A 23202-nucleotide genomic window follows, 5' to 3' on the forward strand; every position below is an offset into this window, starting at 1 on the left:
TTAACGTCAGAGGGATGTTTTTACATGCGACATATTCAGCGTTCAAAGCCACCTTCGGAATGGATGACTTGCCCGGTCACCCAGCCACCGTCAGGACTGACGAGGAATTGGATCAATCGTGCGACGTCTTCCGGCGCACCGATTCGCCCGAACGGAAAACTAGGTTTAAGCGCCGTCCGGGTTGCTTCATCCATCCAAGTCGAGTCTGTCGGACCCGGATTAACCGCATTGACGGTGATGCCAAGCGCTGCCACGGCTGCCGCGTAAGTCTTCGTAAATGTCGACAAGGCACCTTTTGTCGTAGCGTAAGCAATCTCGTCAGGCATCGGACCGAGATCCTGTCCGGACGTCAGTTGAATGATACGACCGGACGTTAGATGTGCTTCAACGAATTGTTTCGTGAAACGTGTCGCGAGCAACAACGGTGCCCGGAGATTGACGGCATAGTGTTGATCAAGACTGGCTGCATCAAGTGTTCGCCAATCCGTCATCGTCGAATGGGCAGCGTTATTGATCAGGATATTTGGTGTTCCAAAGTCTTCTACCTGATCGAATAAATCATCAGCGGCATCTGCTTGACCTAAATCAAGTTCGATCGCAAGGACGCGGGCACCTTGATTTTCAAGTTCGGTCGTAAAACTAGCCGCCCAATCCGCTGTTGCTTTAAAATAAGTAAAGACCAGGTCATGTCCAGACGAGGCAAGCTGGCGGCAAATCGCAGCTCCGATGTCGCGTGTCTGACTGGCACCGGTCACGATGGCAATCGGTCGTTTCGTCATATGTACGCTCCTTTACATAGATACATTCAAATAAATGAATGGTTCCAAATGTTTACAAAAACAGTATAGCGTAAGAAAGACAATGAACGGAAGCGTTATCATGATTTAACATACTGATTAAATGCATGTTTTGACTTGAAACGTGGTAAAGAAAAAGTGTACGAAATTAATCGTTAAACAGGTGGGGAAGGATGAATCGATCATGAAAGCAATCGTCTTATTCGACGGAGAATGTAATCTCTGTGACGCGAGTGTCCAGTTCATTTTGAAACGAGACCAAGGTTATCATGATTTTGCTTCGTTGCAAGGGGAAACAGGACAAGAAATCGTCCGCCGTCATCATCTTTCGGAAACGATCGACAGTGTCGTTGTGATTGACCGTGGTGTACCCTATATCAAATCAGATGCAGCGTTACGGATTGCCCGTCATTTAAAAGGTGGATGGCGTCTGTTGAGTGTGTTTCAGATTGTTCCACGTTCACTTCGAGATCGCGTCTATGATTTCGTTGCGAACAATCGTCATCGCTGGTTTGGACAAAAGCAGCAGTGCGCGTTACCGTCTCCGGAGACGCGAGCTCGATTTCACGACTAAAGATGAAAAACCGCGACGAATCGGTCGCGGTTTTATTAAGTACATGGATTTTTTCTCGTTAAGCATACAGATTAGGATCATTAAAAAATCGTTCTACCTACTTCTGAAAAAAATTGTAGATTTCAGTCCTTCCAATCCTTTAAGATAGTCGATATATGTGCAGATGCACGTTTGATTTAAATTAAGGTTCATTTGAAGGCTCTTGAGAAGAATGAGTTCTCGCTCTTTCATTATGAAGGATTAGAAAAGAAGGTGAAATGCATGAAGATGACTCGCTCTACGGACTATGCCATTCGTGTACTGATTTTTGCGGCGTCCCATCCGACTCGGCTCGTACAAATTCAAGAAGTGGCAACATATTATGATATCTCTAAGAACCACCTAATGAAGATCGTTCATGCATTGAGTAAGTTTGGTCTCATCATTTCCGTGCAAGGTCGTAATGGTGGCTTTAGATTAGCAAAATCACCGGACACGATCACACTGGGAGAAACCGTTCACCTTTTTGAAGAAGTATCTTATCTGGAAACCGTGTCTGTAACACATGACGATAGCAGTTTACAAAATACGCGTCGTGCATTCGATCGGGCGTTTTCGTCCTTCAAAGAAACGTTAAGTGCTTACACGTTGATTGATCTAATGGCGCCAACACGGGTTGATTGAAATTACGACCTGAAGCTGTCAAAGCGTCATCCTAAACGAAGCAGGGCGAGCCACATCAGTGGTTCGGCCTGCTTTTGTCTTACCCTGTACAGAGCATCAAGACGTTGCCGTCGGGATCTGCAAACGTAAAGTAAGCAAAATCATCGAAACGTTCGATGTCACGAATGATGGGTGCTTGTAGTGATAAGACGAACTGATAGGAGGCATCGATGTCCGTCGTATAAAAATTAAATAAGGCATGAGGGGAGGGACGATGTTGGTACGTTGCGTCATTCGAATGATCATCGAGCGTCAACCTCGTTGGACCTTCGAGTGGGAGATTGTAAATAGGTGACGAGACACGTGACACATCAAACGGCAACTGTAGTAACTGGTGATACCAAACGGCGGCACGTTTCACATCCTGAACATGCAAAAATACAGCGTTCATGCGAGGTGCAATGAGGTGGGTCGAAATTGACATGAGCATCTCCTCCTTTTTTCATACATGTTTCTTTCGGTAAACGCCTCTTAATTCCTTCAATCCCTATAAATGGAATATGTTATGATGTATCAGGAAAATCATTTACGAATTGGAAAGGAATGATGATATGGAAACCATCATTTGTACGACGTGTGGCGTCGAACAAATCAATCCAGAGCGCGAAACGTGTCCGATTTGCTTAGAGGAACGACAGTATGTCAATCCAACTGGTCAAACGTGGACGACGCTCGCTGCCATGCAAACGTCAGGAACGTATCAAAACGTCATTAGTGACGACGGAGCAGGCGTCTATGCGATTCAGACGACACCGGCGTTCGGGATCGGTCAGACGGCATATCTTGTAAAAGGAAAATCGTTCAACCTGTTATGGGACTGCATTACATATCTTGATTCAACAACGAAAGAGCAACTTGACGAATTAGGCGGGATTCAGGCGATTGCTTTATCACATCCGCATTATTACGCGACACAAGTCGAATGGGCAGAGACTTTTGATGTGCCGATCTATATTCATGAAGATGATGCGTCGTTCGTGACGCGACCAAGCGAACGCATCGTCTTCTGGAGTGGCGAACGATTGGAATTGGCGGAAGATGTGATGTTACATCGCATCGGTGGTCACTTCAAAGGAGCAGTCATCTGTGAACGAAAAGACGCATCAGCGGGTCTATTGTTGACAGGGGACATCATTCGGATCGTTGCCGATCGGGCATGGGTCAGTTTCATGTACAGCTATCCGAATGTGATTCCGCTTCCGGCAAAGACGGTCGCGCGAATGGCAGAAACGTTACGTCCGCTGCAATTTGAAAAATTATATGACGCCTTTCATCGGAAAATCGAAACCGGTGCGTCTGAAGCAGTAGCGCGCTCTGCAGAGCGGTACATTGCTGCCTTGAACGGGGATTGGTTCACGACATGAAGTCGCGCTTGATCGTCATTCGCGGGAATTCTGGTAGTGGAAAAACGACGCTTGCCAAAGCGTTACGATCGGTCTTACCGGATAGCATCTTGTTTTCACAAGATGTTATCCGCAGAGAGATGTTGAACGTAAAAGATGGACCAGGAAATCCGGCGATTCGCTGGATCGAGGAGTTGGTCGGACTTGCTGACGGACGCCACGCGACGATTCTGCTGGAAGGCATTCTTGCACAGGATTGGTACGGTGAGATGATTGACCGGTTGGAACGTCGCTTTACGTCACGGTACGCGGCGTATTATTTTGACGTCTCCTTCGAAGAAACCATTCGTCGCCATGCGATGCGCCAGCCGACGGAGTTTTCTGAGACGGATATGAAACGCTGGTGGATTGATCGGGATCACCGCCCGACGGATCGTCTGATTGCTGAGGATACATCGATAGAAGCCATGATTCAGAAAATAAAACAAGAGCAAAAAGGGGAGAGCGAATGACACACTACATTTTTGACATGGATGGAACGTTGTTTCAAACGAATGCCGTGCTTGCGCATGCGCTAGAAGATGTCTTTCATGAGTTGCGTCAGACGGGGCGCTGGGAGGGAGAGACACCAGTAGCCCTCTATCAGCAGATCATGGGCGTCTCGTTACCGGAAGTCTGGCAGACGTTGCTGCCGGACTTTTCAGCCACAGATCAACAGGCTGCGGATCAAAAATTTCGAAACAGCCTGGAGCAGGCAGTCAAGGCGGGGCACGGTTGCTTATATCCAGGAACGGTCGAGTTGCTAAGTCGTTTGAAACAAGCGGATCACTCTGTCTATATCGCCAGTAATGGGTGGCCATCCTACTTGTCAGCGATCGTGACGACGTATGGACTCGAAGCCTATATCGATCATGTCTATAGTATCGAAGACATCCGTTCCGGTGATAAATCGGCACTCGTACGGGAGATTTGTAAGACGCACGACATCTCGTCGGGCTACGTTGTCGGTGACCGCTTATCTGATTTCAAAGCGGCGCATGCGAACGGACTCGCTGCAATCGGTTGTCAGTTCGATTTTGCGCAAGAGCAGGAACTCGCAGTCGCGGACCGCGTCGTAAAAGAGTTGAGTGCTGTCTACTAAAAAAGGGGGCTGACTCCAAAAAAAGAATGACGCGTCTTTTCACGCCCTTTCCTCAGGCGAGACACAAGCCAGTTTTCCTGCTTTGTTGAAGCAGGAAAACGGGTCTTGTTCGTCTCTTACAACGCATAAATGCGTTTTTCCTGTAGGAGTGGCGTGTGACGCGTCATTTTTTTTATTACGAGATAAGGGAGGACAGATTGATGATCTGTCCTCCCTTTTACTTATAGCAATTATTCTGCCCACCAGAGAGCATCGTCTGGTTTCTTCGCAATCGACGCGACTTCTTTTTCACTCGATACAGTCGGATGCGACCCTTTCAGTGCCTTACCAGCTGTATTCTTAAAGAAGAAGAAGAACGTAACGAAGCCGATGACGCTGACTGCTGTTAAATAGAAAGCAGGAGCGAGCGGGTTTTGTGTCGTATGGACGAGCCACGTCGAAACGAGTGGCGTCGTTCCACCGAAGATCGAGACCGAGACGTTGAACGTCACGGATAGCGTCCGGTATCGGACATCCGTATAGAAGATACTCGGTAGAAGACTTGGCATCGTTCCTTCAAAGATCGCCAAGAAGAAGCCAAGGATGAAGATTCCGATCCCGACGAACAAGAGTGGTTTCAGACCAATCAAGAAGAACGACAAGATTGAAAGCAACGATAGTCCGGCTAACGCGAAAAGAACGATATTGCGATTGCCTTTTTTGTCACTAAGCTTCCCGAAGAAGTAAGCGAGCGGAATCATGATCACCATGACACCGGTGATGAGAATCGTACTTGTCGAACTTGACATGCCGATGACTTCATCGAGGTACGATGGCATGTAGGACAAGAGCATGTAGTTCGTAATGTTGAAGAAGGCGACAGCGATGAAACAAACGATGATATCACGTTTGTGGTCACGCAGGATTTCGCGGAATGTCGCGGGTTCTTCTGTATTTTCATTGATCTCATTTTCGAAGATCGGTGATTCATCCAAGTGGCGACGTAAATAGAGACCAAATAAACCGAGTGGTGCCCCAAGAATGAAGGGAATCCGCCATCCCCAAGATGCCATTTGATCATCCGATAAGGTGACGAAAAGTGTTGTAGCCAGTAATGAGGCGAGAATATATCCACCGAGTGTACCGATTTCAAGTCCACTTCCGAGGGCACTCCGTTTGTTATCTGGTGATGACTCAGCGATGTAGACCATTGCGCCGGCATATTCACCGCCAGTCGAGAATCCTTGTAAGATCCGGGCTAACAATAACAGGATCGGTGCCCAAATTCCGATTTGATCGTAAGTTGGTAATAGACCAATGATGAGCGTGGAACCGGCCATCATGACGATCGTCGTTGTTAAGACGACCTTCCGCCCGAGTCGATCTCCAATTCGTCCAAAGACGATTCCGCCGATTGGTCGCATTAAAAAAGCGATCGCAAACGTCGCAAACGTAAAGACGAGCTTCAGTTCATCATTTTCAACAGCGCTAAAGAAGTTTTGACTGATGATGATTGCGAGATAGGAATAAAGACCAAAATCGAACCATTCCATCGCATTCCCAATTCCGGTCGCGTAGACACTCTTTTTGGTTTGCTGCATGTCAACGACATTGACTTTTTCTTTTCTGAATTTCATAAGTTCTGTTCACTCCCTTTAATAAGTTCGTATCGTACCATAGCAGGAAATGAAGTCAAGTTGCTAATGTGCTTAACCACTTGGAAATGACTGAAAATGGCTCTGTGCCTGGAGTTGTCAAACCGTTGCGACTCTAAGGACGAACAAAGGTGTGCATTTTTTATGAAAAAAATTGAAATTTTTTTGGGTGTTTTCATAAATTCGAAACAATTTTCATGTGTTTTCACAACGAAAAAATCAGTAATCCGTCTTTAGGATGAGGGAAAGAAAACTATATTTTGGTAATTTTTAAAATGAGGGTGGAAAGTAAAGGAGAATGCTTATGAAGAAGAAATGGATCGCCATTGTATGTCTTGGGCTCATTGTAGTCGTCGGTGGTTGGTATGCTGGATTTCAAGAATCAAAAGTATCCGGTTTTCCGATGCCGCGATTTGCTACGGCAGTTGAAAAACAAGGCGAGTGGAAAATCAAAACCCGTCTAGTCTCGGAAACTGACGGACCGGGTTTACTCTATGGGACTCGGATTCGCCAAGCCGATTGGAAAGAACTCGATCTTGAAGGAACGACAGCGTGGTATGAAAAAGACGGGAAAGTGATTGCCTTGACGACGTTTGATGGGGAACTGTATCTCGAAAATTCGAGTAAAGAAGAGATTCGGTTATAACACAATGAAATGAGACAACGATTGGCTTGTCTCATTACTGTAAGCACTTCAAAAGGATTGCATGGGCATCAGCTCATGCAATCCTTTTTGTTTTAATCATCTTCGGAAGAGGAGAGTTGTTTATGTGTCTTAGAATCGTAAATTTTATAGGAAATCGGAAATCGATGGTTCTTTGTTGAAATGACGCGACAGAAATAGGGCACGTCTTCTCCGTACGCTCCTAATTCCGGATAATCTTGAAAGGTAAAATCCTCATAATCTTCGGTTGAGTCGAAAATAATAGACATGGATTGTGTCTTTCCTGAGTTTTCCTCTACATAACAGTCACCTTTGATGACAGCGTAGTCCTTGAAGACGATTTGCGATAGGCTAGGGACCGTCCAGTAAAGTAGTCCAAATCCAAGTAACGTGATGAAGATGAACTGAAGTTTGTCTTTAAATGTTTCTGTCGAGTCTTTCCATGTATCAATCGTAAAGAAGATGCCACCAAAAAGTGTAATGATTCCGAGTATAAGCATTCCGTAATACAGAATGAGTTCACGATTCATTTGATTTAGCTCCGTTCTTCATAAATATAGTCCATTCGCCTGAACGACGAAATGCGAATGTTCATAATGGTATGTGATGATGGAATAGTCGAACGGACGACCGTTCGTCAAATGAAATACTGTCTCGATCGTTAATCCAGGATCGCCCTCGGTGAGATCCAGATGATGAGCCGACTCAGCGCTTAACTTCCCGACGTGCATGTACATATCCGAGAACCCAATATTCAATTGGAGTGCCGTCTCTAAGTATTCGAAGATCGACTGCTCGACGATTTCACGATTTAAATACGGAACGATCGATTGGCGATAATAAGACTCTTCGAGACAGAGGATCTTGCCATCGATGTAGCGGATTCGCTTGACGTAATAAACCGTCTCACCTGCCTCGATCCCGAGATTCTTCGCGATGTTATTCGTTGCAGACATTGGTTCGAGTGCGAGAACGGTCGACTCAATCGTATGACCGACGAGATTCTGCTTGAATCCTTGGGTCGAGAACAGACGAATGTAGCCGGTGCGATTCGTCTTCCGGACAAAAATCCCGCTTCCGCGGACTTGAAAAATGATTCCTTTTCGTTCGAGTAACTCAAGTGATTTTGTCATCGTCGTCTTACTGACGGCGAACTGCCGGATCAACTCTTCAAGAATCGGTAGTTTGTCCCCTTGTTTCAACTCATGTTGTTCTATGTACCGTTCGATTTCATCAGCCGTCTGTTGGTATTTCAGCATAGGACACCTTCTTTTCTTGCGAACTTTTTCTTTCTTTAGTATAGCATAAGCCTTCTGTTGATTAATAACATGTTAAATTTAATTATTTATGTATTGATTAATTGTGCATGTACAATTAAAATGAAAGGGTATTCAAGCGTCATATTCAGGGGAGGGACACGATATGGGCAAGGTTCGCGATTATCAACAATTGGCGCATTCGATATTAGAAGCTGTCGGTGGCGAAGACAACGTCATCAGCGCCGTCCGATGTGCAACTCGACTTCGTCTTGTCTTGAAACGATCGGATTCGTCAGCTAAGGAAACAGTCAGTGCACTACCTGGCGTCATTACGGTCGTTGAGTCTGGCGGGCAGTTTCAGGTCGTCATTGGTCAACACGTCGGAGAAGTCCATCAAGAATTTTTGAAGCTCGTCGATTTGGAGCAACCAGAAACGGAAGAGGCGCCGAAAGGGACGGTCCTCAACCGAATCATTGCGACGATGTCAGCCGTCTTTGCACCGTTCGTCTACATCTTAGCTGCAGCGGGGATTCTGCAGGGAACTCTGATTTTGACGACGCTTGCTTTTCCGGCATTCGCGAAGACAGGTACTTATGAAGTCTTCAGCTTCATCTCATGGGCACCATTTACGTTCTTGCCGATTTTCATTGCCATCACGGCAGCGAATCATTTTAAGGTCAACGCCTTCATCGCGGTCGCCTGTAGTGCGGCACTGGTCAGTCCAACATGGGCAGATATCGCAGCACGCATCACTGCCGGTGAATCCATCACGTTCCTAGGAATCGCTTTATCCGGTACAACGTATACGTCATCGGTCTTACCGCCATTATTCCTCGTCTGGATTTTGTCCTATGTCGAGCGATTCCTGAACAAGACGATCCATGAAGTCATTCGTCCGTTGTTCGTCCCGTTCTTCAGTATGGTGTTGATGGTGCCGCTTACGATTCTCTTGATCGGGCCGATCACGACGCTTGGTGCAGAAGGGATCGCAAACGGGTATAACTACTTAGCGGAGAATGCTCCTGCGGTAGCTGGTCTCATCATCGGTGGCTTCTGGCAAGTCATCGTTATCTTCGGTGTCCACTGGGGTGTCACGCCGATGGTGCTCGCAAACTTTGAGCAATATGGTCGCGACTCGTTCCAAGCCTACCAAACGATTGCCGTCATCGCCCAAATCGGTGCTGTCATCGGAGTCATCTTGAAAGCACGCAACAAAGAAACGAAAAAAGTCGGGGTCTCAGCCGGACTGACGGGCATCTTCGGTATCACGGAACCAGCCATCTATGGGGTGACGCTCCGTTTTAAAAAACCGTTTATCTATGGCTGTATCTCGGGAGCAATCGGCGCAGTCACGGCAAGTTTCTTTAAACCGTATTACTTTGCCTACGCCGGATTACCGGGACCATTGACGCTCGTCAACGGCATCGATTCCGACTATCCATCGTCGATCATCGGCTTATTGATCGGAACGGCGATTGCCTTGATTCTACCGATCGTCTTGATTCAAGTGTTCGGTTTTGGGGAGCAGGCTGCTCCGGTCGTAGCACCTGAAAGTACAGCGACACCAGTTGCAAAACAGGAAGTCAGCGCAACTCTGACAAACGAAGAGACGCTTCGCGCACCACTTGAAGGAACGATTGCTGCTTTATCAGATGTACCGGATCCTGTCTTTGCTTCCGGTGCGATGGGACAAGGGGTAGCGATTCGTCCGACGAACAACCGGGTCACGGCTCCGTTTGACGGTACCGTCGTCATGGTCGCTCCGTCAGGTCACGCGATCGGATTACGCTCGACGAGTGGTGTCGAAGTTTTGATCCATGTCGGTCTTGAGACCGTGACGCTCGACGGTAAACCGTTTACGCTTCACGTCAAAGAAGGCGAATCCGTGACGATAGGCGATCTACTCGTAACGTTTGATGCGACAGCGATTGAAGCGCATGGACTCGAGACGATCACGCCAATCATTATCACGAACACTCAGAGTTATGCACAAATCCTACCGACGGACGAGACGGTCACGACGGCAAATACACAAATTTTGACGATCATCAAGTAAGAGAAAAAGAAGGAGGACATGAAGATGAAGACATTACCAAACGATTTCTTATGGGGCGGTGCGTTAGCAGCGCATCAATTCGAAGGTGGCTGGAATGCTGGTGGAAAAGGACCGAGCGTCGTTGATGTATTGACGGCAGGAGCACACGGCGTTGCACGACGTATCACGGATCAGGTAGAGGAGAATGAATTTTATCCGAATCACGAGGCGATTGATTTTTATCACCGTTATAAAGAGGACATCGCCCTGTTCGCTGAGATGGGACTAAAGTGTCTCCGGACGTCAATCGGTTGGAGTCGGATTTTCCCAAACGGAGACGAAGCGGAACCGAACGAAGAAGGACTGAAGTTTTATGATGACGTCTTCGACGAATTACTGAAATACGACATCGAGCCGATCATCACGTTGTCGCATTTTGAGATGCCACTCCATCTTGCGCGTGAATATGGCGGTTTCCGCAACCGGAAAGTAGCGCTGTTCTTCGAAAAATTCGCGGAAGTCTGTTTCACGCGTTACAAAGACAAGGTCAAGTACTGGATGACATTCAATGAAATCAACAACAAGATGGATGTCAGCAATCCATTATTCCTCTGGACGAATTCCGGTGTCCTCCTTGATCCGGAAGAGAACGCGATGGAAGTCATGTATCAAACGGGACACCATGAGTTGCTCGCGAGTGCACTTGCCGTCGCGAAAGGGAAAGCGATCAACCCGGACTTTGAAATCGGAGCAATGGTCTCACACGTACCGATCTATCCGTACTCATCGCATCCGGAAGATATTCTGCTCGCTGAGACATCGATGCGTCAGCGCTACTTCTTCCCAGACGTCCAAGTCCGCGGCTACTATCCGTCTTATGCGTTGAATGAGTTCAAACGGGAAGGGTATGATATTCCGATTCTAGACGGTGACGCAGAAATCTTGCGAAACGGAACGGTCGACTATCTTGGATTCAGTTACTACATGTCGACGACCGTCAAACATGATGCTGTCGTCAATAACACGGGCAACATCGTCAACGGTGGTCTCGCAAACGGCGTTGAGAACCCATACATCCAGTCGAGTGATTGGGGTTGGGCAATTGATCCGGTTGGTCTCCGATATGCGATGAATCGTCTATACGACCGCTATCAGATTCCATTGTTCATCGTCGAAAACGGCTTTGGTGCAATCGATACGATCGAGGATGGTCAGATTCATGACACGGCGCGAATTGATTACTTGCGTGCGCATATCGAAGCATTCAAAGCAGCTGTACTCGAAGATGGTGTCGAGTTGATTGGTTACACGCCGTGGGGCGTCATCGACATCGTCTCCTTTACGACAGGGGAGATGAAAAAACGCTACGGCATGATCTACGTCGATCGGGATAACGAAGGTCACGGATCGATGGAACGGATGAAAAAGGATTCGTTCGATTGGTATCGTCACGTCATCGAGACAAATGGTGCTGCGTTACACGGTTCAGAGACGGCAAAATGATGAAGTAAGGGGTAACGGAAAAAATCCGTTGCCCCTTTTTTAAAAGAATTAGAATGAAAAAGAAGTTGGGTATGGCACACTAAGGAAAAAACGGGGGACCGGTAAATGATCAAGAAACGCTATGCCGATCGACGTGACTGGCGTCGCATCACACAACGACACTATGTTCATGAACAGGTAGACAGCGAAGTGTTCGTAGGACATGTGACACTCCTTCAACTCATTGAAGTCGCTTCACCGTTAGACGTCCGTTATGGTGACGAAACGATTCGAATCGCTGACGCTGGTTACGTCTGGGTACAACAATTCCCAAGCGATGCCCATCATGCCGTGACCTCGATGTTTGACGCCGCAGGTCAGTTGGTACAAACCTATATCGATATCTGTCTTCGTACCGGAGTGGAGGACGGACGAGTCTACTGGGAGGATTTGTTTCTCGATCTGATCTCCTTGCCATCGGGACAAGTTTTGTTAATCGACACGGACGAACTAGAAGCAGCACGAGATCAAGGGGATGTCTCACAAGCGGAATATGCGCTCGCTTGGGTAGAAGCGAAGCGACTGCAAAAACAACTACAAGATGGATCTTTTCCGCTCGTCGCACACGCAGAAGTGATGAAACAGCAACTTAAACAGGGAACACCGCGTTGACGGGGTTCCCTGTTTTTTAGGCGTGTCGCTCTGCTTTAACTTCGTTCGTCGTAAAGTACCGTTGCTTGCGCGGGAGGAGAACCAATCCGAGAAAACAGATTGTCACGATCACGAGGAGGCAGGCAAATAGAATCGTACTGAAGCGAATCGACCAGATATCACCGAGCAGACCGATGCCGACGATCGCTAGAATCTGTAGCAGACTGACCCCGACTCCGTAAAGACTCGTAAAGCGTCCCATTAAGTGTAGTGGAATATTCGTTTGTTGGAACGTTAGGAAACCGGTCCCCGCAAATGCGTGGAAACAACCGAGCAACAAGAAACCGATACAGACGATTGAAAACGAATTCGCACTTGCATACAGCATGTAACCGGCAGCGACAAATACATAGCCAATCGTCAGCATCATCCGAACGGAGAGGGTTTTAGCGTAGCGAGCGACGACCCAGCTGCCGGAGACGGAACCAATCCCAGTCAGACTCATCAGTAAACCATAGTCGGTTTCCGATAACCCGATGCTTCGCTGTAAAAAGATGACTTCTTGTGTATCAAGCGCAAGTGTCGCGATCATCATCAGCATCGCGAGGATATACAATCCGGTCACGTAGCGTGCACTTTTGCTGAACTGATAGACAAGCCGCCAATCGGATATAATGTCTTGCAGCCGCATCCCTCGTTCGACCGCAGCAGTAAAACGCGGCAAGCGCATCAGCAGGACAGCTGATCCGAAAAACGAGACGGCGTTGAGCCAAATGGCAACGTCAGCAGAAGCAACATAGAGCAGTCCTCCAGCGAGAGCAGGCCCGATCAAAAAGGCACCAGACGTGATCAGACTACGATAGGCATTGAACGACGCCCGATCGTTTTGAGGAACAAGCGTCGTGATGTAGGTCAACGTTGCCGGTTCAACGACCGCTTTGATGATGGCTAAGGCGATCAAGTCGATGTAAAGCAACGATAGTGGTAGAAATGGCATGATACCGATTAAGAAAGCACGCAACAAATCAGTCTGAATCAATAGTCGACGTAAGTCGGATCGGTCGACCCAACTTCCCGCGAACGACTTGATGACGAGAGAGACGACCGGACTGATGATCCAAAGCGCAGCAACGGCTGACGCAGAGCCGGTCAAGCGATAGATGTATACGTTGATCGCAACGAGATAAATGAAGTCACCAAACTGTGAAATACCGAGCGCACTTAAGAGAATTCGTTCCCGAGAAGACATGACAGCATCCTTTCTTACATCATTTTCCAATAGTATACCAGAAAATTCAGATAACGTTTTCGTATATCTCTATACTTTTTATGGAAGAGTGGGTATACTTGGAAAAAATCAAAGGAAGAAGGGTTCAATCATGTTAACGACCATCGATTTATATCAAGCTTTGCCTGTACTTGAAACGGAACGACTTCGTTTGCGACCGGTTCGCACAGAAGATGCAGCAGATATCTATGCCTACACGAAAGATGAAGAGACGGCGCGTTATGTCAGCTGGCATGCGCATAAAAGCCTCACGGATTCTGAACAATTCGTCGATCACATCCTTCGTCAATACGAACAAGGGAATCCGGCACCTTGGGCGATTGAAGACAAAACGAACGGACGAGTCATCGGAACGATTGATTTCATCAAAGTCTCGTTTGAGCAACAGCAAGCAGAACTCGGTTATGCGCTGTCGCGCGAGTACTGGGGGAAAGGTTTGATGCCGGAAGCGGCAGCGCGTCTCGTGCAGTACGGCTTTGAGACACTCGGACTCGAGCGCATGCAAGCCCGTTGTTTTGTTGCGAATGATGGATCTGCTCGTGTCATGGAAAAGATCGGTATGACGTTTGAAGGGATCTCGCGGAGTGCTTTATTCGTTAAAGAGCGTTTCTGGGACTTAAAAATTTACGCGATCACGCGTAGCGATTACGAAAGGAAGTAAGCGATGGGTTCACGACTAATGCATGCCTACATCGGACAACGATTGATTACGTTACTTCCGGAACTAGACCCTGCTCGATTCCTTATAGGTACGATCGCTCCTGATGCACGCCACGACGAGAAGGAGCAAGCCCACTATTATACGGGTGAATTAGCGAGCGGAACACGAGCGATTGACTACGAAGCGTTTTGGAGAGACTCGGCGTCTTGGAATCCATCTTTTCGAAGTGGCTATTACGTCCATCTGATAGCGGATGATATTTGGTTACGCGGTTTTTATATGGGGTGGTTACGGCAAGCGATCATAGCTGACGCCTCGATTGGTTCAAGGTATCATGATGACTTCAGGCGGTACAATACACGCATTGCTCCGTTCGTGAACTGGAATGAACAAGCGATCAACGGAGCGCTTCATGAAGTGAGTGTGCAGTCGAGATGGAAAGCACTTCCGCATTTCATTAGAGAGGTAGAGGAGGATCGACGAACCGTTCTGCCACAAGAATATGATATCTTGTTGCCGTGTCAATTGGATGGATATATCGAAACAGCGATTGAACGTTCCTTCCATCACTTAGGTGAAAAAGGGCTAAAGATTGTTCCGACCAAAGAATCATCTCCGAATCATTGAAATGACCCATTTGACGATCCCGAATAAGATGTAGCAGCATCCGTTCAGCAGACCAATCCACATCAGGTTAATCAGACTTTCTAAACCTTCAAACCAATCCATGACTGGTGTAACGAATAAAGCGAATACAAAAAGTACCATGACGGTCCAACTGATGGTTGGAATCAGGAAGAGAATTGTTAAGCCGGCGACTACAGCTGGTACGATTCGTTTATAGATAAGATAGATTGCTGCCACGTTCAACGATAAAATATAGATTACAAACGCAATTAAAAATAATTGCGACATAAAATCACCTCCGAATAACAATAAGACGAAGAACGCATCCATTTAGATTAGGATGCGTTTTTCTATGTTTATTGTAAGATGTCTTGAAAATAATCGTATGCATACGGTTGAACAAAAAGAAAATCGATTTTTAAATTTTAATTCAAAGCAAAACACTCGGAATAAGTTTAGAACTATGTTATATTGGAAATAAGAAAAGTAAGGAAGTAAGGAATACAAGAAAAACACAGAAAGAAGGAAGTTCGTGATGGAGCTATCAAAGTTAACGTCAAAAGGACAGATCACCATCCCCAAAAAAATTCGGCAGGCCTTGCAAGTGGAGGAAGGAGATCGCGTGGCATTCATTGAGGAGGACGGGTTTGTCATCATGGCGAAAGCGGATTTGAAACAGCTGCATGACCTTCAAGATATATTGAGCGATGAGACGTTCAAGACACTCATCCACAAAGCAAATCATCATTTGTAAAAACAAAAAAAGGAGGAAATAACAGATGGATATGCGCGAAGTAGATTTACCAGGAATCGGACGGAAGTTCGAAGGCATCACGACACGAGGAGATAAGGTGGTCGTCATCGTCCATGACGACGGACGACGCGAAATGCATCATTATGATGACGATGATTTTGATGAGAGCATCTCGAGCGTGACGTTCAATGATGCAGAAGCTCGTCAGATGGCAGGGATTCTCGGAGGATTATCTTATAAGCCAAAGGATCTTGAAAAAATTGAACTCGCGTTTGATGATCTCGTCATCGAGTGGTTCAAAGTCGGTCAGGATTCAAAGGTCAACAATCGAACGATTGGGGAACTCGATGTCCGTAACCAATATGACATCTCGATCATTGCAGTGCTTAAACATGACCGTTCGAAATCGTTAAATCCTGGACCAGAAACGCGCCTTGAAGCGGGAGATACGATTGTCCTGTCAGGAGAACGTCAAAACGTCCGTCACATCACGAAAGCATTATTCTCAATCGAAGGAGGCGGATAATATATGGATCATCTCATATTTGAAGTCGGTACCGCGCTTATCTTAGTGGCGATCGCGGCAGTGCTCGCGAACAGACTCAATTTCTCAATCATCCCGTTTCTGATTATTCTCGGGATGATTGTTGGACCGCACGCTCCGACAATCGGGATACTAGACTTCAAGTTCATTGAAAGTGCTGAGTTCATCAGTTTCCTCGGACGAATTGGAGTCCTATTCCTCTTGTTCTATCTCGGACTCGAGTTCTCGATCGGTAAGTTGATCCGGTCTGGAAAATCGATCGTCACGAGCGGAACGATCTATTTATCGATTAACTTTACAGGTGGTTTACTCTATGGATTCATCGCCGGATTCCCACTCTATGAAGTACTCGTCATCGCCGGAATCATTACGATCTCCTCGAGTGCGATCGTGGCGAAAGTCCTCGTTGATCTCCGCCGGACTGGTAACACGGAGACGGAATTGATTCTTGGAATCATCATGTTCGAGGACATTTTCCTCGCTGTCTACTTGTCGGTCTTATCGGGACTGCTTCTCGGTGGTGGGACGACATTACTCGCATCCCTCACATCGATCTTGATCGCCCTCGGCTATATGTTGTTGTTCTTCATCGTCGCTCGGAAGGCAACACCGCTTTTGAATAAGATGCTGAAGATCGCCTCGGATGAAGTCTTCATCATCGTCGTCTTTGCTGCCTTGTTCTTCATCGCCGGATTCTCGGAAACGATTCATGTTGCAGAAGCAATCGGGGCGTTGTTACTCGGCCTCGTCTTCTCAGAAACCGACCAAGGTGAGCGGATCGAACATCTCGTCGTACCATTCCGTGATTTCTTCGGTGCGATCTTCTTCTTCAGTTTCGGATTGAGCATCGATCCGACGATGTTACTTGACGCCGTCTGGCTCGCACTCGGTGCCGTCGTCATCACGATCATCGGGAACTACGTGGCCGGTATGATTGCGGGGCGTAAAGCAGGCTTGTCACACAAAGCATCCTCGAACATCGGCTTGACGATTGTCTCGCGTGGGGAATTCTCGATCATCGTCGCGAATCTCGGAATCGCTGGTGGGTTGATGGACATCTTGTCACCATTCTCTGCTTTATACGTCTTGATTCTCGCCATTCTCGGACCGTTGATGACGAAGGAATCAAAACGGATTTACAACGTCATGAATAAAATCTTCAAGTGGACGGAACCAAAAGCGAAAAAGACGAAGAAAAATGCCTGACTGATATAAACGAACAACCGGTTCGCTTTCCCGAACCGGTTGTTGTTGTTTAAGTCAAGACTTCATACGTCGCCATCAGGAATTGTCCCGAATGGCGACTCGCTGTCAAACGAAGATTGGTTTCACTCGTTCCTTCCGGAAACAGCGGGATACCTGTTCCAAGGATGACAGGGGCGATCGCCAGTTCAATCGAGCGGATGCGCTTTAAGCGCAACGCTTCTTGAATCAACTCGCCACCACCGATCAGCCAAACGTTACCTTCGATCGTTGGCGAAATCCGGTCGAGCAGTTGATCGAGCGGTTCATCCGTATAGGTGACCGTCTCAGACGTTCGTTGCGTCCGGCTATAGATATAACTCGGAATATCTGCGTAAGGGTATGTCTCGCTGAGTTGTAGGACTTCATCATATGTTTTTCGTCCCATGATGACGGCACCGACTTGATCATAGAACGCTTGATAACCATTATCCCCGTCTCCGGCAACGGCAAATAACCAATCAAGTGAACCATCGAGTCTGGCAATTTTCCCGTCAAGACTACAAGCGATATAAAGAACGGTCGTAGGTTGTGACATCCATAATTCCTCCTTTTGCATCGTGTGACTTCATCTTAGCGTATAATGACGACAAAAGATGTCGTCATTATAGGAGGAACTGTATGAATACGAGACAATGGCGTTTAGTACGCTTGTTAAACCGGGGCGAACACTTCTCTGCACGGATGCTCGCGGAAGAATGTCAGGTGTCGATCCGGACGATTCAACGAGACATGACGGTACTTGAAGCAAATGGTTATCCAATCTATAGCGAACCTGGCGTAGCAGGGGGGTACCGGATGTTGCCACATCGGAACATGCCGCCACTCGTTTTGACGGATGAAGAGACGATTGTCTTCTTCATCCTTCTGGAATGGATTAGTCAGATTCCTGATTTTCCATTCGGAACGATTCGTCAGGAAGTCGCTGAACGCTATGCGAACGAGTTACCGAAAATGACGGAGCAACAGATTGTAAAATGGAAAGACCGCTTTCGCTTTCAAACGGTCGACACACCACCGTCGCCGCAAAATCCAGCGTTACTCGACTTGTTAGAGAGCGGACGGATGGGGAATATTCTGTATGAGACGACAAAAGGACGACGCATGATCGTCGTAGATCCGATTGGTTTATCGTTCGAACAGAATCGCTGGTACTTCTATGGACAGACGAATCGAGGGTATCGCCAGTTCCGTGTTGATCGGATCAAAGACGTGACGCTTCATGAGTTGCCAGCAACCGAGTTAACCTTTTCAGATTTGGAACAAGACATGACACGTGTACCGATGACGACGGTGAAACTGGAATTATCACCATTAGGCGAACGGTTGCTAGAGGGGATTTTACCGATTCATTCGGAACGAACATGGTTGGTTCCGGAAACCGAACTGCCGTATCTCGGACGCCAATTGATGCGGCTCGGTCCGGAAGTTCGAGTCCTTGAACCACTCGAACTCCGGGAGCAGTTGATTCGTCAAGCAGAAGAAATGATTGCTGTGCAACGGTCCGATAAGGCGCTCGGACAGGATTGATTAAAAAACTATGTTAGGATATAGGTAGAAAGAAACAATAGAGGAAGGGGTCTTCCATGGAAACACTATCATTGATTTTATTGATGCTTGCGCTTATTTTATTGACGCAAGTCATCGGACATTACATCCGTTTCATCCCAACGGCTTTGATTCAAATCATTGCCGGAACCGTCGCCGCTCTCCTGATGAGTGGTTTGACGATCGAGGTCGAATCCGAGTGGTTCCTCCTCTTATTCATCGCACCGTTACTTTACAACGATAGTTCTCACTTCCCACGAGAAGATTTATGGCGGATGCGGACAGCGATCTTCGGGAACGCGATCATTCTCGTCTTGTTGACGACGATCGTCGGAGGGTACTTCATCAACTGGTTGATTCCAGTTATTCCAGTCGCTGCTGCCTTTGCTTTAGCTGCGATTTTATCGCCGACCGATCCGATTGCCGTCAACGGGATTGCGAAACGTGTCCAGATTCCAGAACAGATTCTGACGCTCGTCCGTGGAGAATCGCTGATCAATGACGCTTCAGGATTAGTTGCGTTCAGTTATGCGGTCGCTGCTGTCGTCACAGGGTATTTCTCGCTTCAAAGCGCAACGACTGAGTTCTTCTACATGTTCATCGTCGGAGCATTGATCGGATTGACGATTTCACTCGCGATGAACTTTCTCAAGGTTCGCTTGCGTCGCGCCGGCATTGAAGATGTTGTCTTTTATGCCTTATTGCAAATTTTAACGCCATTCATCATCTTCTTCATCGCCGAAGAAGGGTTTCACGCGTCAGGCGTCATCGCTGTCGTGACAGGTGGTATCTTGCATGCCTTGATCAAAGAACGGACGGAAACGTTCTTTGCACAAGAGCAGACGTTGACGGATAACATCTGGACGATGATTGCGTATACGTTAAACGGGATTATCTTCTTATTGCTCGGTTTGACGTTGCCGGAAGCGACACGCGAGATTTTTGCAGATGATGCGATCAACAACTGGCGTCTCATGCTATATGTCATCGAGATCGGTTCATTCATTCTCGCGATCCGTCTCGTCTGGACGATGTTCTTCAATTGGTTCGATCATCGGTTCTTTAAAAAAGAGGACCGCGATCATCGTCGACCGTCCTTCAAACAAGATTTAATCACGACACTGGTCGGGGTTCGCGGAACGATCACGATGGTCGGGGTCTTGTCATTACCGTTCTTGACGGAGTCCGGCGAAGCCTTCCCGGAACGCTCATTGATCATCTTCCTTGCAGCGGGAGTCATCATCTATACACTCGTTCTCGCAACGATTCTCTTACCGGTCTTGAACCGGGGAGAAGCGGCTACACCGATCGCACTCGACCTGAATGCCCAAAAACAACGGATGATTCGCCGTGCAATCTCAGAAATCAAACAAGTGACGGACGAAGACAATGCGGTCGTTGCGTTTGATCTCCTTAATGAGTATCATGTCATGCTTCGGTTGCTTCGGGCACAGGAAAAAAGTCAGGAAGAGCTCGATCAATTCAATGATCAATTGAAAGCACTGCGACTGGAAGCCGTCCAGTGGGAAAAGGAAGAATCAAAACGTTTCGTCGCTGAGCACAAGGTGCCGGATCTGTTGAAGAAGGATGTCTTCCGCTCGATCGAAAACCGTCGTAAGGCGATCGGCAAGGATTCGCGTTTCCAAATCGTCCAACCGATTCGAAAATTGTGGTGGAAGCGGAAACGATCGAACATGTCATCTGACGCGTTGATTCAAATGACACAAGTCGAGCATGAACTGTATGAAAAGGTAATGGGCACAGTAATCGAACGTCTCGAGAATTGCCGCTCATCGTACCCACCAGACGTCGTTCAAAGTGTGCTGGAATTCTATAAACGACTTCGCTTCAAACATACGCGTTGGTCGTCACCAATCGGTGGCAAGGACGTCGATCAGCAAAAAGAAGAACTTTGCTTGAAAGCTATCGAAGTTCAGCGTCTTGAAATCGCGAATATGTCGAAAGAAGGGGATCTCTCGAACGAAGAGGAGAAGGAATTACGTCGCTTCATTCACTACATCGAGAGTGTCGTTCTCTACGAATACGTCGAATAACAACGAGACTGTTCGTTTGTCACATATTTAAAAGGAGCACGTTTTCTCTGAAAAAGAGAATCGTGCTCCTTTTGTGCGTTTTGATTTAAATCATGTATAGCGTCTTTTGGACTGCGTAGCGTTGATGGTCGTGAAATAGATGTTCGATTGCTTCAACCGGGTCGATCCATCGTAAGGCATGATCATCCTCAATCGGATCTTGTACTTTCTGCCCAGCATCACAACGATAGAACTGCCCTTCGTTCAAATAATATGCCGTTTCGTTTTGTGAATAGAAATGTTGATTGGCTCGTCCGATGGAATCACCGATTTCGATGTCCATCCCCGTTTCTTCTAGTACCTCTCTTTTAAGACAGTCTTCATACGTCTCATAGGTCTCGATACCGCCACCTGGAAGAAACAACTTACCGTCCTTTTTTTGAATGACGGCAATTTTACCTGTTTGAGAGTCGCGCATGACCGCATAAACAGCAGGTCTTGTTATGTAGTGTTGGTTCTGTTCTTGTTGCCCGAAGGTGATGACATCCATTCTTAAATCACTCCTTTTCGTATAATCATTTGAATTCAATCATACCTTACAAAATAGTATGTAAGCATGCCAAACAAAAACCCCTCATTTCACTCAAGAAATGAGGGGTGACCTATGGGTAAAGATCGTTTGTTTCAAACGAAATGTTTAATTGATTAACCGAGTGACAAGTATTTGACTTCGAGATAATCTTCGATGCCGTAGACGCCACCTTCACGGCCAAGACCACTCTCTTTGTAGCCACCAAATGGGGCTTGTGCAGCTGATGGCGCACCATCGTTCAGACCGACGATCCCGTATTCGAGTCGTTTTCCGAGCAGCAATGCTTCATCGATGCGTTCAGAGAACGCGTAAGCCGCCAGTCCGTATGGTGTGTTGTTCGCCCGTTCGATGACTTCATCAAGCGTCTCAAAGACAGAGATCGGTGCGAGCGGACCAAACGTCTCTTCCTGCATGCAAAGCATACCTTCAGTAACATTCGCAAGCACGGTTGGAGTGACGAAGTAGCCGACAGATTCGTCAATCGTACCACCAGTCAGAATCGTTGCTCCTTTTGCGACAGCGTCATCGATGTGTGCTTTGACTTTTGCGACGGCTTTCGCATTGATCAATGGACCAACTGTCGAGTCAGCGTCCATCCCGTTCCCGACTTGCAGTTGTTTGACGGCAGCTGTGAATTTTTCCGTAAACTCATTAAGGACAGATGCTTGCACGTAGAAGCGGTTCGTCGCGACACACGCTTGTCCACCGTTCCGGAATTTCGAGCGCATTGCCCCTTCGACGGCTTTATCGAGATCCGCATTTTCCGTGACGATGAAGGGTGCGTGACCACCGAGTTCAAGTGATAGTTTTTTCATCGTATCGGCTGCTTGACGCATGATCAATTTCCCGACGGCTGTTGAACCTGTGAACGTGATCTTCCGGACGCGGGAATCGGCTTGCCAGACGCCACTGATTGTTGCCGCGTCACCTGTTAGGACGTTGATGACACCTTTAGGGATACCTGCTTCTTCTGCTAATTCAACGAGGCGAAGTGCCGTAAACGGTGTTTCTTCCGATGGTTTAAGGACAATCGTACAACCCGCTGCAAGAGCCGGTGCAAGTTTACGTGTAATCATCGCTGCCGGGAAGTTCCATGGTGTGATCGCTGCGACGACACCGACCGGTTCTTTTTCGACGAAGAGTCGTTTCCCTGGAACAGAAGCCGGAATCGTTTCACCGTAAATCCGACGTGCTTCTTCAGCGTACCAACGGACGTATTGATTGCCGTAATCGACTTCGCCAAGTGCTTCGACGTACGGTTTCCCTTGTTCCGTCGTCATGATGCGGGCGAGTTCCTCGCGGTTTTCGTTGATCAAGCGATACCAGGCGTCGACTAAATTCGCGCGTGTGTCTGCTGTTTCATTTGACCACTTAACGAATGCTTCGCTCGCTGCGTCAACGGAACGTTGTGCGTCTTCCGCTGAACTTGCTGGAACATGTCCGAGCAATGCTTTCGTTGCTGGGTCGTAGACCGGAATCGTTTCTGTCGTATCGTACCATTCACCATTAATTAAGTTCTTTTCAATCATCTTGTTGCACCTCCGTGAATTTCATTACGTCCTTTATTAAACACCTCAAGACGAGTGAGCGGAAGTTCCGCTTTGGATGGACAGTCATAACGAAACGGAATG

26 protein-coding genes are annotated in these 23202 nt (G+C 47.3%); 16 read left to right on the top strand and 10 right to left on the bottom strand.

All coding sequences use genetic code 11. From position 1 onward, the window contains the following. Window positions 1–35: 35 nt before the first annotated feature. Entirely contained in the window at window positions 36–779 is a 744-nt protein-coding gene (locus NOM72_RS05690) for an SDR family oxidoreductase (protein ID WP_255998107.1), read from the bottom strand. 202 nt (window positions 780–981) lie between these two features. Between NOM72_RS05690 and NOM72_RS05695 the strand changes: the two genes are divergently transcribed. Together NOM72_RS05695 and NOM72_RS05700 are read left to right on the top strand one after the other, a co-directional pair. Next, a complete protein-coding gene (locus NOM72_RS05695) occupies window positions 982–1371 on the top strand; it encodes a thiol-disulfide oxidoreductase DCC family protein (RefSeq protein WP_023468502.1) in 390 nt (129 codons plus the stop codon). 261 nt (window positions 1372–1632) lie between these two features. Further along, window positions 1633–2034: an RrF2 family transcriptional regulator gene (locus NOM72_RS05700; protein WP_255998109.1), complete on the top strand. Its 402-nt coding sequence runs from the start codon at window positions 1633–1635 to the stop codon at window positions 2032–2034. Window positions 2035–2113: 79 nt separating this feature from the next. Here NOM72_RS05700 and NOM72_RS05705 read toward each other — a convergent pair whose 3' ends face one another. After that, window positions 2114–2497, bottom strand: coding sequence for a VOC family protein (locus NOM72_RS05705; protein ID WP_255998111.1), 384 nt, complete (start codon window positions 2495–2497; stop codon window positions 2114–2116). A gap of 127 nt (window positions 2498–2624) precedes the next feature. Here NOM72_RS05705 and NOM72_RS05710 point away from each other — a divergent pair, with 127 nt between their 5' ends. Genes NOM72_RS05710 through NOM72_RS05720 form a run of 3 tightly spaced genes read left to right on the top strand, consistent with a single transcriptional unit; the run spans window position 2625 to window position 4557 of the window. Next, complete coding sequence (locus NOM72_RS05710) at window positions 2625–3437, top strand: MBL fold metallo-hydrolase (protein WP_255998113.1); 813 nt, start codon at window positions 2625–2627, stop codon at window positions 3435–3437. Then, a complete protein-coding gene (locus tag NOM72_RS05715; protein ID WP_255998115.1) occupies window positions 3434–3928 on the top strand; it encodes an AAA family ATPase in 495 nt (164 codons plus the stop codon). Before NOM72_RS05710 ends, NOM72_RS05715 begins: the two co-directional genes overlap by 4 nt. Beyond that, window positions 3925–4557 carry an HAD hydrolase-like protein gene (locus NOM72_RS05720; RefSeq protein WP_255998117.1) on the top strand — a complete coding sequence of 211 codons (633 nt, stop codon included), beginning with the start codon at window positions 3925–3927 and terminating at the stop codon, window positions 4555–4557. The genes NOM72_RS05715 and NOM72_RS05720 overlap by 4 nt, the downstream gene beginning before the upstream one ends. A 230-nt stretch (window positions 4558–4787) precedes the next feature. On the opposite strand, the gene NOM72_RS05725 is transcribed toward NOM72_RS05720, so the two are convergent. Further along, window positions 4788–6173, bottom strand: coding sequence for an MFS transporter (locus tag NOM72_RS05725; protein ID WP_023468496.1), 1386 nt, complete (start codon window positions 6171–6173; stop codon window positions 4788–4790). Between the two features lie 322 nt (window positions 6174–6495). On the opposite strand from NOM72_RS05725, the gene NOM72_RS05730 reads away from it, so the two are divergent. Beyond that, the gene (locus NOM72_RS05730) at window positions 6496–6837 is read left to right on the top strand and encodes a hypothetical protein (protein ID WP_255998119.1); all 342 of its coding nucleotides are present in this window, start codon (window positions 6496–6498) and stop codon (window positions 6835–6837) included. 92 nt (window positions 6838–6929) lie between these two features. On the opposite strand, the gene NOM72_RS05735 is transcribed toward NOM72_RS05730, so the two are convergent. After that, window positions 6930–7385, bottom strand: coding sequence for a hypothetical protein (locus NOM72_RS05735; RefSeq protein ID WP_023468494.1), 456 nt, complete (start codon window positions 7383–7385; stop codon window positions 6930–6932). Window positions 7386–7403: 18 nt separating this feature from the next. Continuing rightward, a complete protein-coding gene (locus tag NOM72_RS05740; protein WP_255998121.1) occupies window positions 7404–8114 on the bottom strand; it encodes a GntR family transcriptional regulator in 711 nt (236 codons plus the stop codon). A 163-nt stretch (window positions 8115–8277) separates the two neighbouring features. Here NOM72_RS05740 and NOM72_RS05745 point away from each other — a divergent pair, with 163 nt between their 5' ends. The 3 genes from NOM72_RS05745 (at window position 8278) to NOM72_RS05755 (ending at window position 12303) form a co-directional block, all read left to right on the top strand. Next, entirely contained in the window at window positions 8278–10170 is a 1893-nt protein-coding gene (locus NOM72_RS05745) for a beta-glucoside-specific PTS transporter subunit IIABC (protein WP_255998123.1), read from the top strand. A 24-nt stretch (window positions 10171–10194) separates the two neighbouring features. Continuing rightward, window positions 10195–11652: a 6-phospho-beta-glucosidase BglA gene (bglA, locus tag NOM72_RS05750; protein WP_035397067.1), complete on the top strand. Its 1458-nt coding sequence runs from the start codon at window positions 10195–10197 to the stop codon at window positions 11650–11652. A gap of 105 nt (window positions 11653–11757) precedes the next feature. Next, the gene (locus tag NOM72_RS05755; RefSeq protein ID WP_255998126.1) at window positions 11758–12303 is read left to right on the top strand and encodes a ribonuclease FAU-1 family protein; all 546 of its coding nucleotides are present in this window, start codon (window positions 11758–11760) and stop codon (window positions 12301–12303) included. 16 nt (window positions 12304–12319) lie between these two features. Here the strand turns inward: NOM72_RS05755 and NOM72_RS05760 are convergent, their stop codons facing one another. Continuing rightward, a complete protein-coding gene (locus NOM72_RS05760; protein WP_255998128.1) occupies window positions 12320–13531 on the bottom strand; it encodes an MFS transporter in 1212 nt (403 codons plus the stop codon). 130 nt (window positions 13532–13661) lie between these two features. Here NOM72_RS05760 and NOM72_RS05765 point away from each other — a divergent pair, with 130 nt between their 5' ends. Next, a complete protein-coding gene (locus NOM72_RS05765) occupies window positions 13662–14231 on the top strand; it encodes a GNAT family N-acetyltransferase (RefSeq protein WP_255998129.1) in 570 nt (189 codons plus the stop codon). Between the two features lie 3 nt (window positions 14232–14234). Continuing rightward, a complete protein-coding gene (locus NOM72_RS05770; RefSeq protein WP_052017114.1) occupies window positions 14235–14858 on the top strand; it encodes a zinc dependent phospholipase C family protein in 624 nt (207 codons plus the stop codon). Here NOM72_RS05770 and NOM72_RS05775 read toward each other — a convergent pair. Further along, on the bottom strand, window positions 14841–15146 hold the full coding sequence (locus NOM72_RS05775) for a hypothetical protein (RefSeq protein WP_255998131.1): 306 nt from the start codon (window positions 15144–15146) through the stop codon (window positions 14841–14843). The two genes, NOM72_RS05770 and NOM72_RS05775, sit on opposite strands and share 18 nt — an antisense overlap. Window positions 15147–15393: 247 nt before the next feature. Here NOM72_RS05775 and NOM72_RS05780 point away from each other — a divergent pair, with 247 nt between their 5' ends. From NOM72_RS05780 to NOM72_RS05790, 3 genes are read left to right on the top strand one after another with little or no spacing between them, the layout of a single operon-like run. Next, entirely contained in the window at window positions 15394–15612 is a 219-nt protein-coding gene (locus tag NOM72_RS05780) for an AbrB/MazE/SpoVT family DNA-binding domain-containing protein (protein WP_023468485.1), read from the top strand. 25 nt (window positions 15613–15637) lie between these two features. Continuing rightward, window positions 15638–16138, top strand: coding sequence for a cation:proton antiporter regulatory subunit (locus NOM72_RS05785; RefSeq protein WP_023468484.1), 501 nt, complete (start codon window positions 15638–15640; stop codon window positions 16136–16138). A 3-nt stretch (window positions 16139–16141) separates the two neighbouring features. After that, window positions 16142–17362 carry a cation:proton antiporter gene (locus tag NOM72_RS05790; RefSeq protein WP_023468483.1) on the top strand — a complete coding sequence of 407 codons (1221 nt, stop codon included), beginning with the start codon at window positions 16142–16144 and terminating at the stop codon, window positions 17360–17362. Between the two features lie 49 nt (window positions 17363–17411). Here NOM72_RS05790 and NOM72_RS05795 read toward each other — a convergent pair whose 3' ends face one another. Next, window positions 17412–17936 carry a dihydrofolate reductase family protein gene (locus NOM72_RS05795; RefSeq protein WP_023468482.1) on the bottom strand — a complete coding sequence of 175 codons (525 nt, stop codon included), beginning with the start codon at window positions 17934–17936 and terminating at the stop codon, window positions 17412–17414. An 83-nt stretch (window positions 17937–18019) separates the two neighbouring features. On the opposite strand from NOM72_RS05795, the gene NOM72_RS05800 reads away from it, so the two are divergent. Together NOM72_RS05800 and NOM72_RS05805 are read left to right on the top strand one after the other, a co-directional pair. Next, the gene (locus NOM72_RS05800; RefSeq protein ID WP_255998133.1) at window positions 18020–18928 is read left to right on the top strand and encodes a helix-turn-helix transcriptional regulator; all 909 of its coding nucleotides are present in this window, start codon (window positions 18020–18022) and stop codon (window positions 18926–18928) included. A gap of 56 nt (window positions 18929–18984) precedes the next feature. Continuing rightward, window positions 18985–21000 (top strand): Na+/H+ antiporter, encoded by a 2016-nt coding sequence (locus NOM72_RS05805; protein WP_023468480.1) that lies wholly within the window; start codon window positions 18985–18987, stop codon window positions 20998–21000. An 85-nt stretch (window positions 21001–21085) separates the two neighbouring features. Here NOM72_RS05805 and NOM72_RS05810 read toward each other — a convergent pair whose 3' ends face one another. Further along, entirely contained in the window at window positions 21086–21529 is a 444-nt protein-coding gene (locus tag NOM72_RS05810) for an NUDIX hydrolase (RefSeq protein WP_255998134.1), read from the bottom strand. 155 nt (window positions 21530–21684) lie between these two features. Continuing rightward, window positions 21685–23100 (bottom strand): NAD-dependent succinate-semialdehyde dehydrogenase, encoded by a 1416-nt coding sequence (locus tag NOM72_RS05815; protein WP_255998135.1) that lies wholly within the window; start codon window positions 23098–23100, stop codon window positions 21685–21687. Window positions 23101–23202: the final 102 nt, after the last annotated feature.

The organism is Exiguobacterium sp. LL15, from assembly GCF_024436095.1.
GTDB lineage: Bacteria > Bacillota > Bacilli > Exiguobacteriales > Exiguobacteriaceae > Exiguobacterium_A > Exiguobacterium_A indicum.

Coding starts and splice junctions, on each gene's coding strand:
- NOM72_RS05690 (WP_255998107.1), bottom strand. CDS start 779: ATGACGAAACGACCGATTGCCATCGTGACCGGTGCCAGTCAGACACGC.
- NOM72_RS05695 (WP_023468502.1), top strand. CDS start 982: ATGAAAGCAATCGTCTTATTCGACGGAGAATGTAATCTCTGTGACGCG.
- NOM72_RS05700 (WP_255998109.1), top strand. CDS start 1,633: ATGAAGATGACTCGCTCTACGGACTATGCCATTCGTGTACTGATTTTT.
- NOM72_RS05705 (WP_255998111.1), bottom strand. CDS start 2,497: ATGTCAATTTCGACCCACCTCATTGCACCTCGCATGAACGCTGTATTT.
- NOM72_RS05710 (WP_255998113.1), top strand. CDS start 2,625: ATGGAAACCATCATTTGTACGACGTGTGGCGTCGAACAAATCAATCCA.
- NOM72_RS05715 (WP_255998115.1), top strand. CDS start 3,434: ATGAAGTCGCGCTTGATCGTCATTCGCGGGAATTCTGGTAGTGGAAAA.
- NOM72_RS05720 (WP_255998117.1), top strand. CDS start 3,925: ATGACACACTACATTTTTGACATGGATGGAACGTTGTTTCAAACGAAT.
- NOM72_RS05725 (WP_023468496.1), bottom strand. CDS start 6,173: ATGAAATTCAGAAAAGAAAAAGTCAATGTCGTTGACATGCAGCAAACC.
- NOM72_RS05730 (WP_255998119.1), top strand. CDS start 6,496: ATGAAGAAGAAATGGATCGCCATTGTATGTCTTGGGCTCATTGTAGTC.
- NOM72_RS05735 (WP_023468494.1), bottom strand. CDS start 7,385: ATGAATCGTGAACTCATTCTGTATTACGGAATGCTTATACTCGGAATC.
- NOM72_RS05740 (WP_255998121.1), bottom strand. CDS start 8,114: ATGCTGAAATACCAACAGACGGCTGATGAAATCGAACGGTACATAGAA.
- NOM72_RS05745 (WP_255998123.1), top strand. CDS start 8,278: ATGGGCAAGGTTCGCGATTATCAACAATTGGCGCATTCGATATTAGAA.
- bglA (WP_035397067.1), top strand. CDS start 10,195: ATGAAGACATTACCAAACGATTTCTTATGGGGCGGTGCGTTAGCAGCG.
- NOM72_RS05755 (WP_255998126.1), top strand. CDS start 11,758: ATGATCAAGAAACGCTATGCCGATCGACGTGACTGGCGTCGCATCACA.
- NOM72_RS05760 (WP_255998128.1), bottom strand. CDS start 13,531: ATGTCTTCTCGGGAACGAATTCTCTTAAGTGCGCTCGGTATTTCACAG.
- NOM72_RS05765 (WP_255998129.1), top strand. CDS start 13,662: ATGTTAACGACCATCGATTTATATCAAGCTTTGCCTGTACTTGAAACG.
- NOM72_RS05770 (WP_052017114.1), top strand. CDS start 14,235: ATGGGTTCACGACTAATGCATGCCTACATCGGACAACGATTGATTACG.
- NOM72_RS05775 (WP_255998131.1), bottom strand. CDS start 15,146: ATGTCGCAATTATTTTTAATTGCGTTTGTAATCTATATTTTATCGTTG.
- NOM72_RS05780 (WP_023468485.1), top strand. CDS start 15,394: ATGGAGCTATCAAAGTTAACGTCAAAAGGACAGATCACCATCCCCAAA.
- NOM72_RS05785 (WP_023468484.1), top strand. CDS start 15,638: ATGGATATGCGCGAAGTAGATTTACCAGGAATCGGACGGAAGTTCGAA.
- NOM72_RS05790 (WP_023468483.1), top strand. CDS start 16,142: ATGGATCATCTCATATTTGAAGTCGGTACCGCGCTTATCTTAGTGGCG.
- NOM72_RS05795 (WP_023468482.1), bottom strand. CDS start 17,936: ATGTCACAACCTACGACCGTTCTTTATATCGCTTGTAGTCTTGACGGG.
- NOM72_RS05800 (WP_255998133.1), top strand. CDS start 18,020: ATGAATACGAGACAATGGCGTTTAGTACGCTTGTTAAACCGGGGCGAA.
- NOM72_RS05805 (WP_023468480.1), top strand. CDS start 18,985: ATGGAAACACTATCATTGATTTTATTGATGCTTGCGCTTATTTTATTG.
- NOM72_RS05810 (WP_255998134.1), bottom strand. CDS start 21,529: ATGGATGTCATCACCTTCGGGCAACAAGAACAGAACCAACACTACATA.
- NOM72_RS05815 (WP_255998135.1), bottom strand. CDS start 23,100: ATGATTGAAAAGAACTTAATTAATGGTGAATGGTACGATACGACAGAA.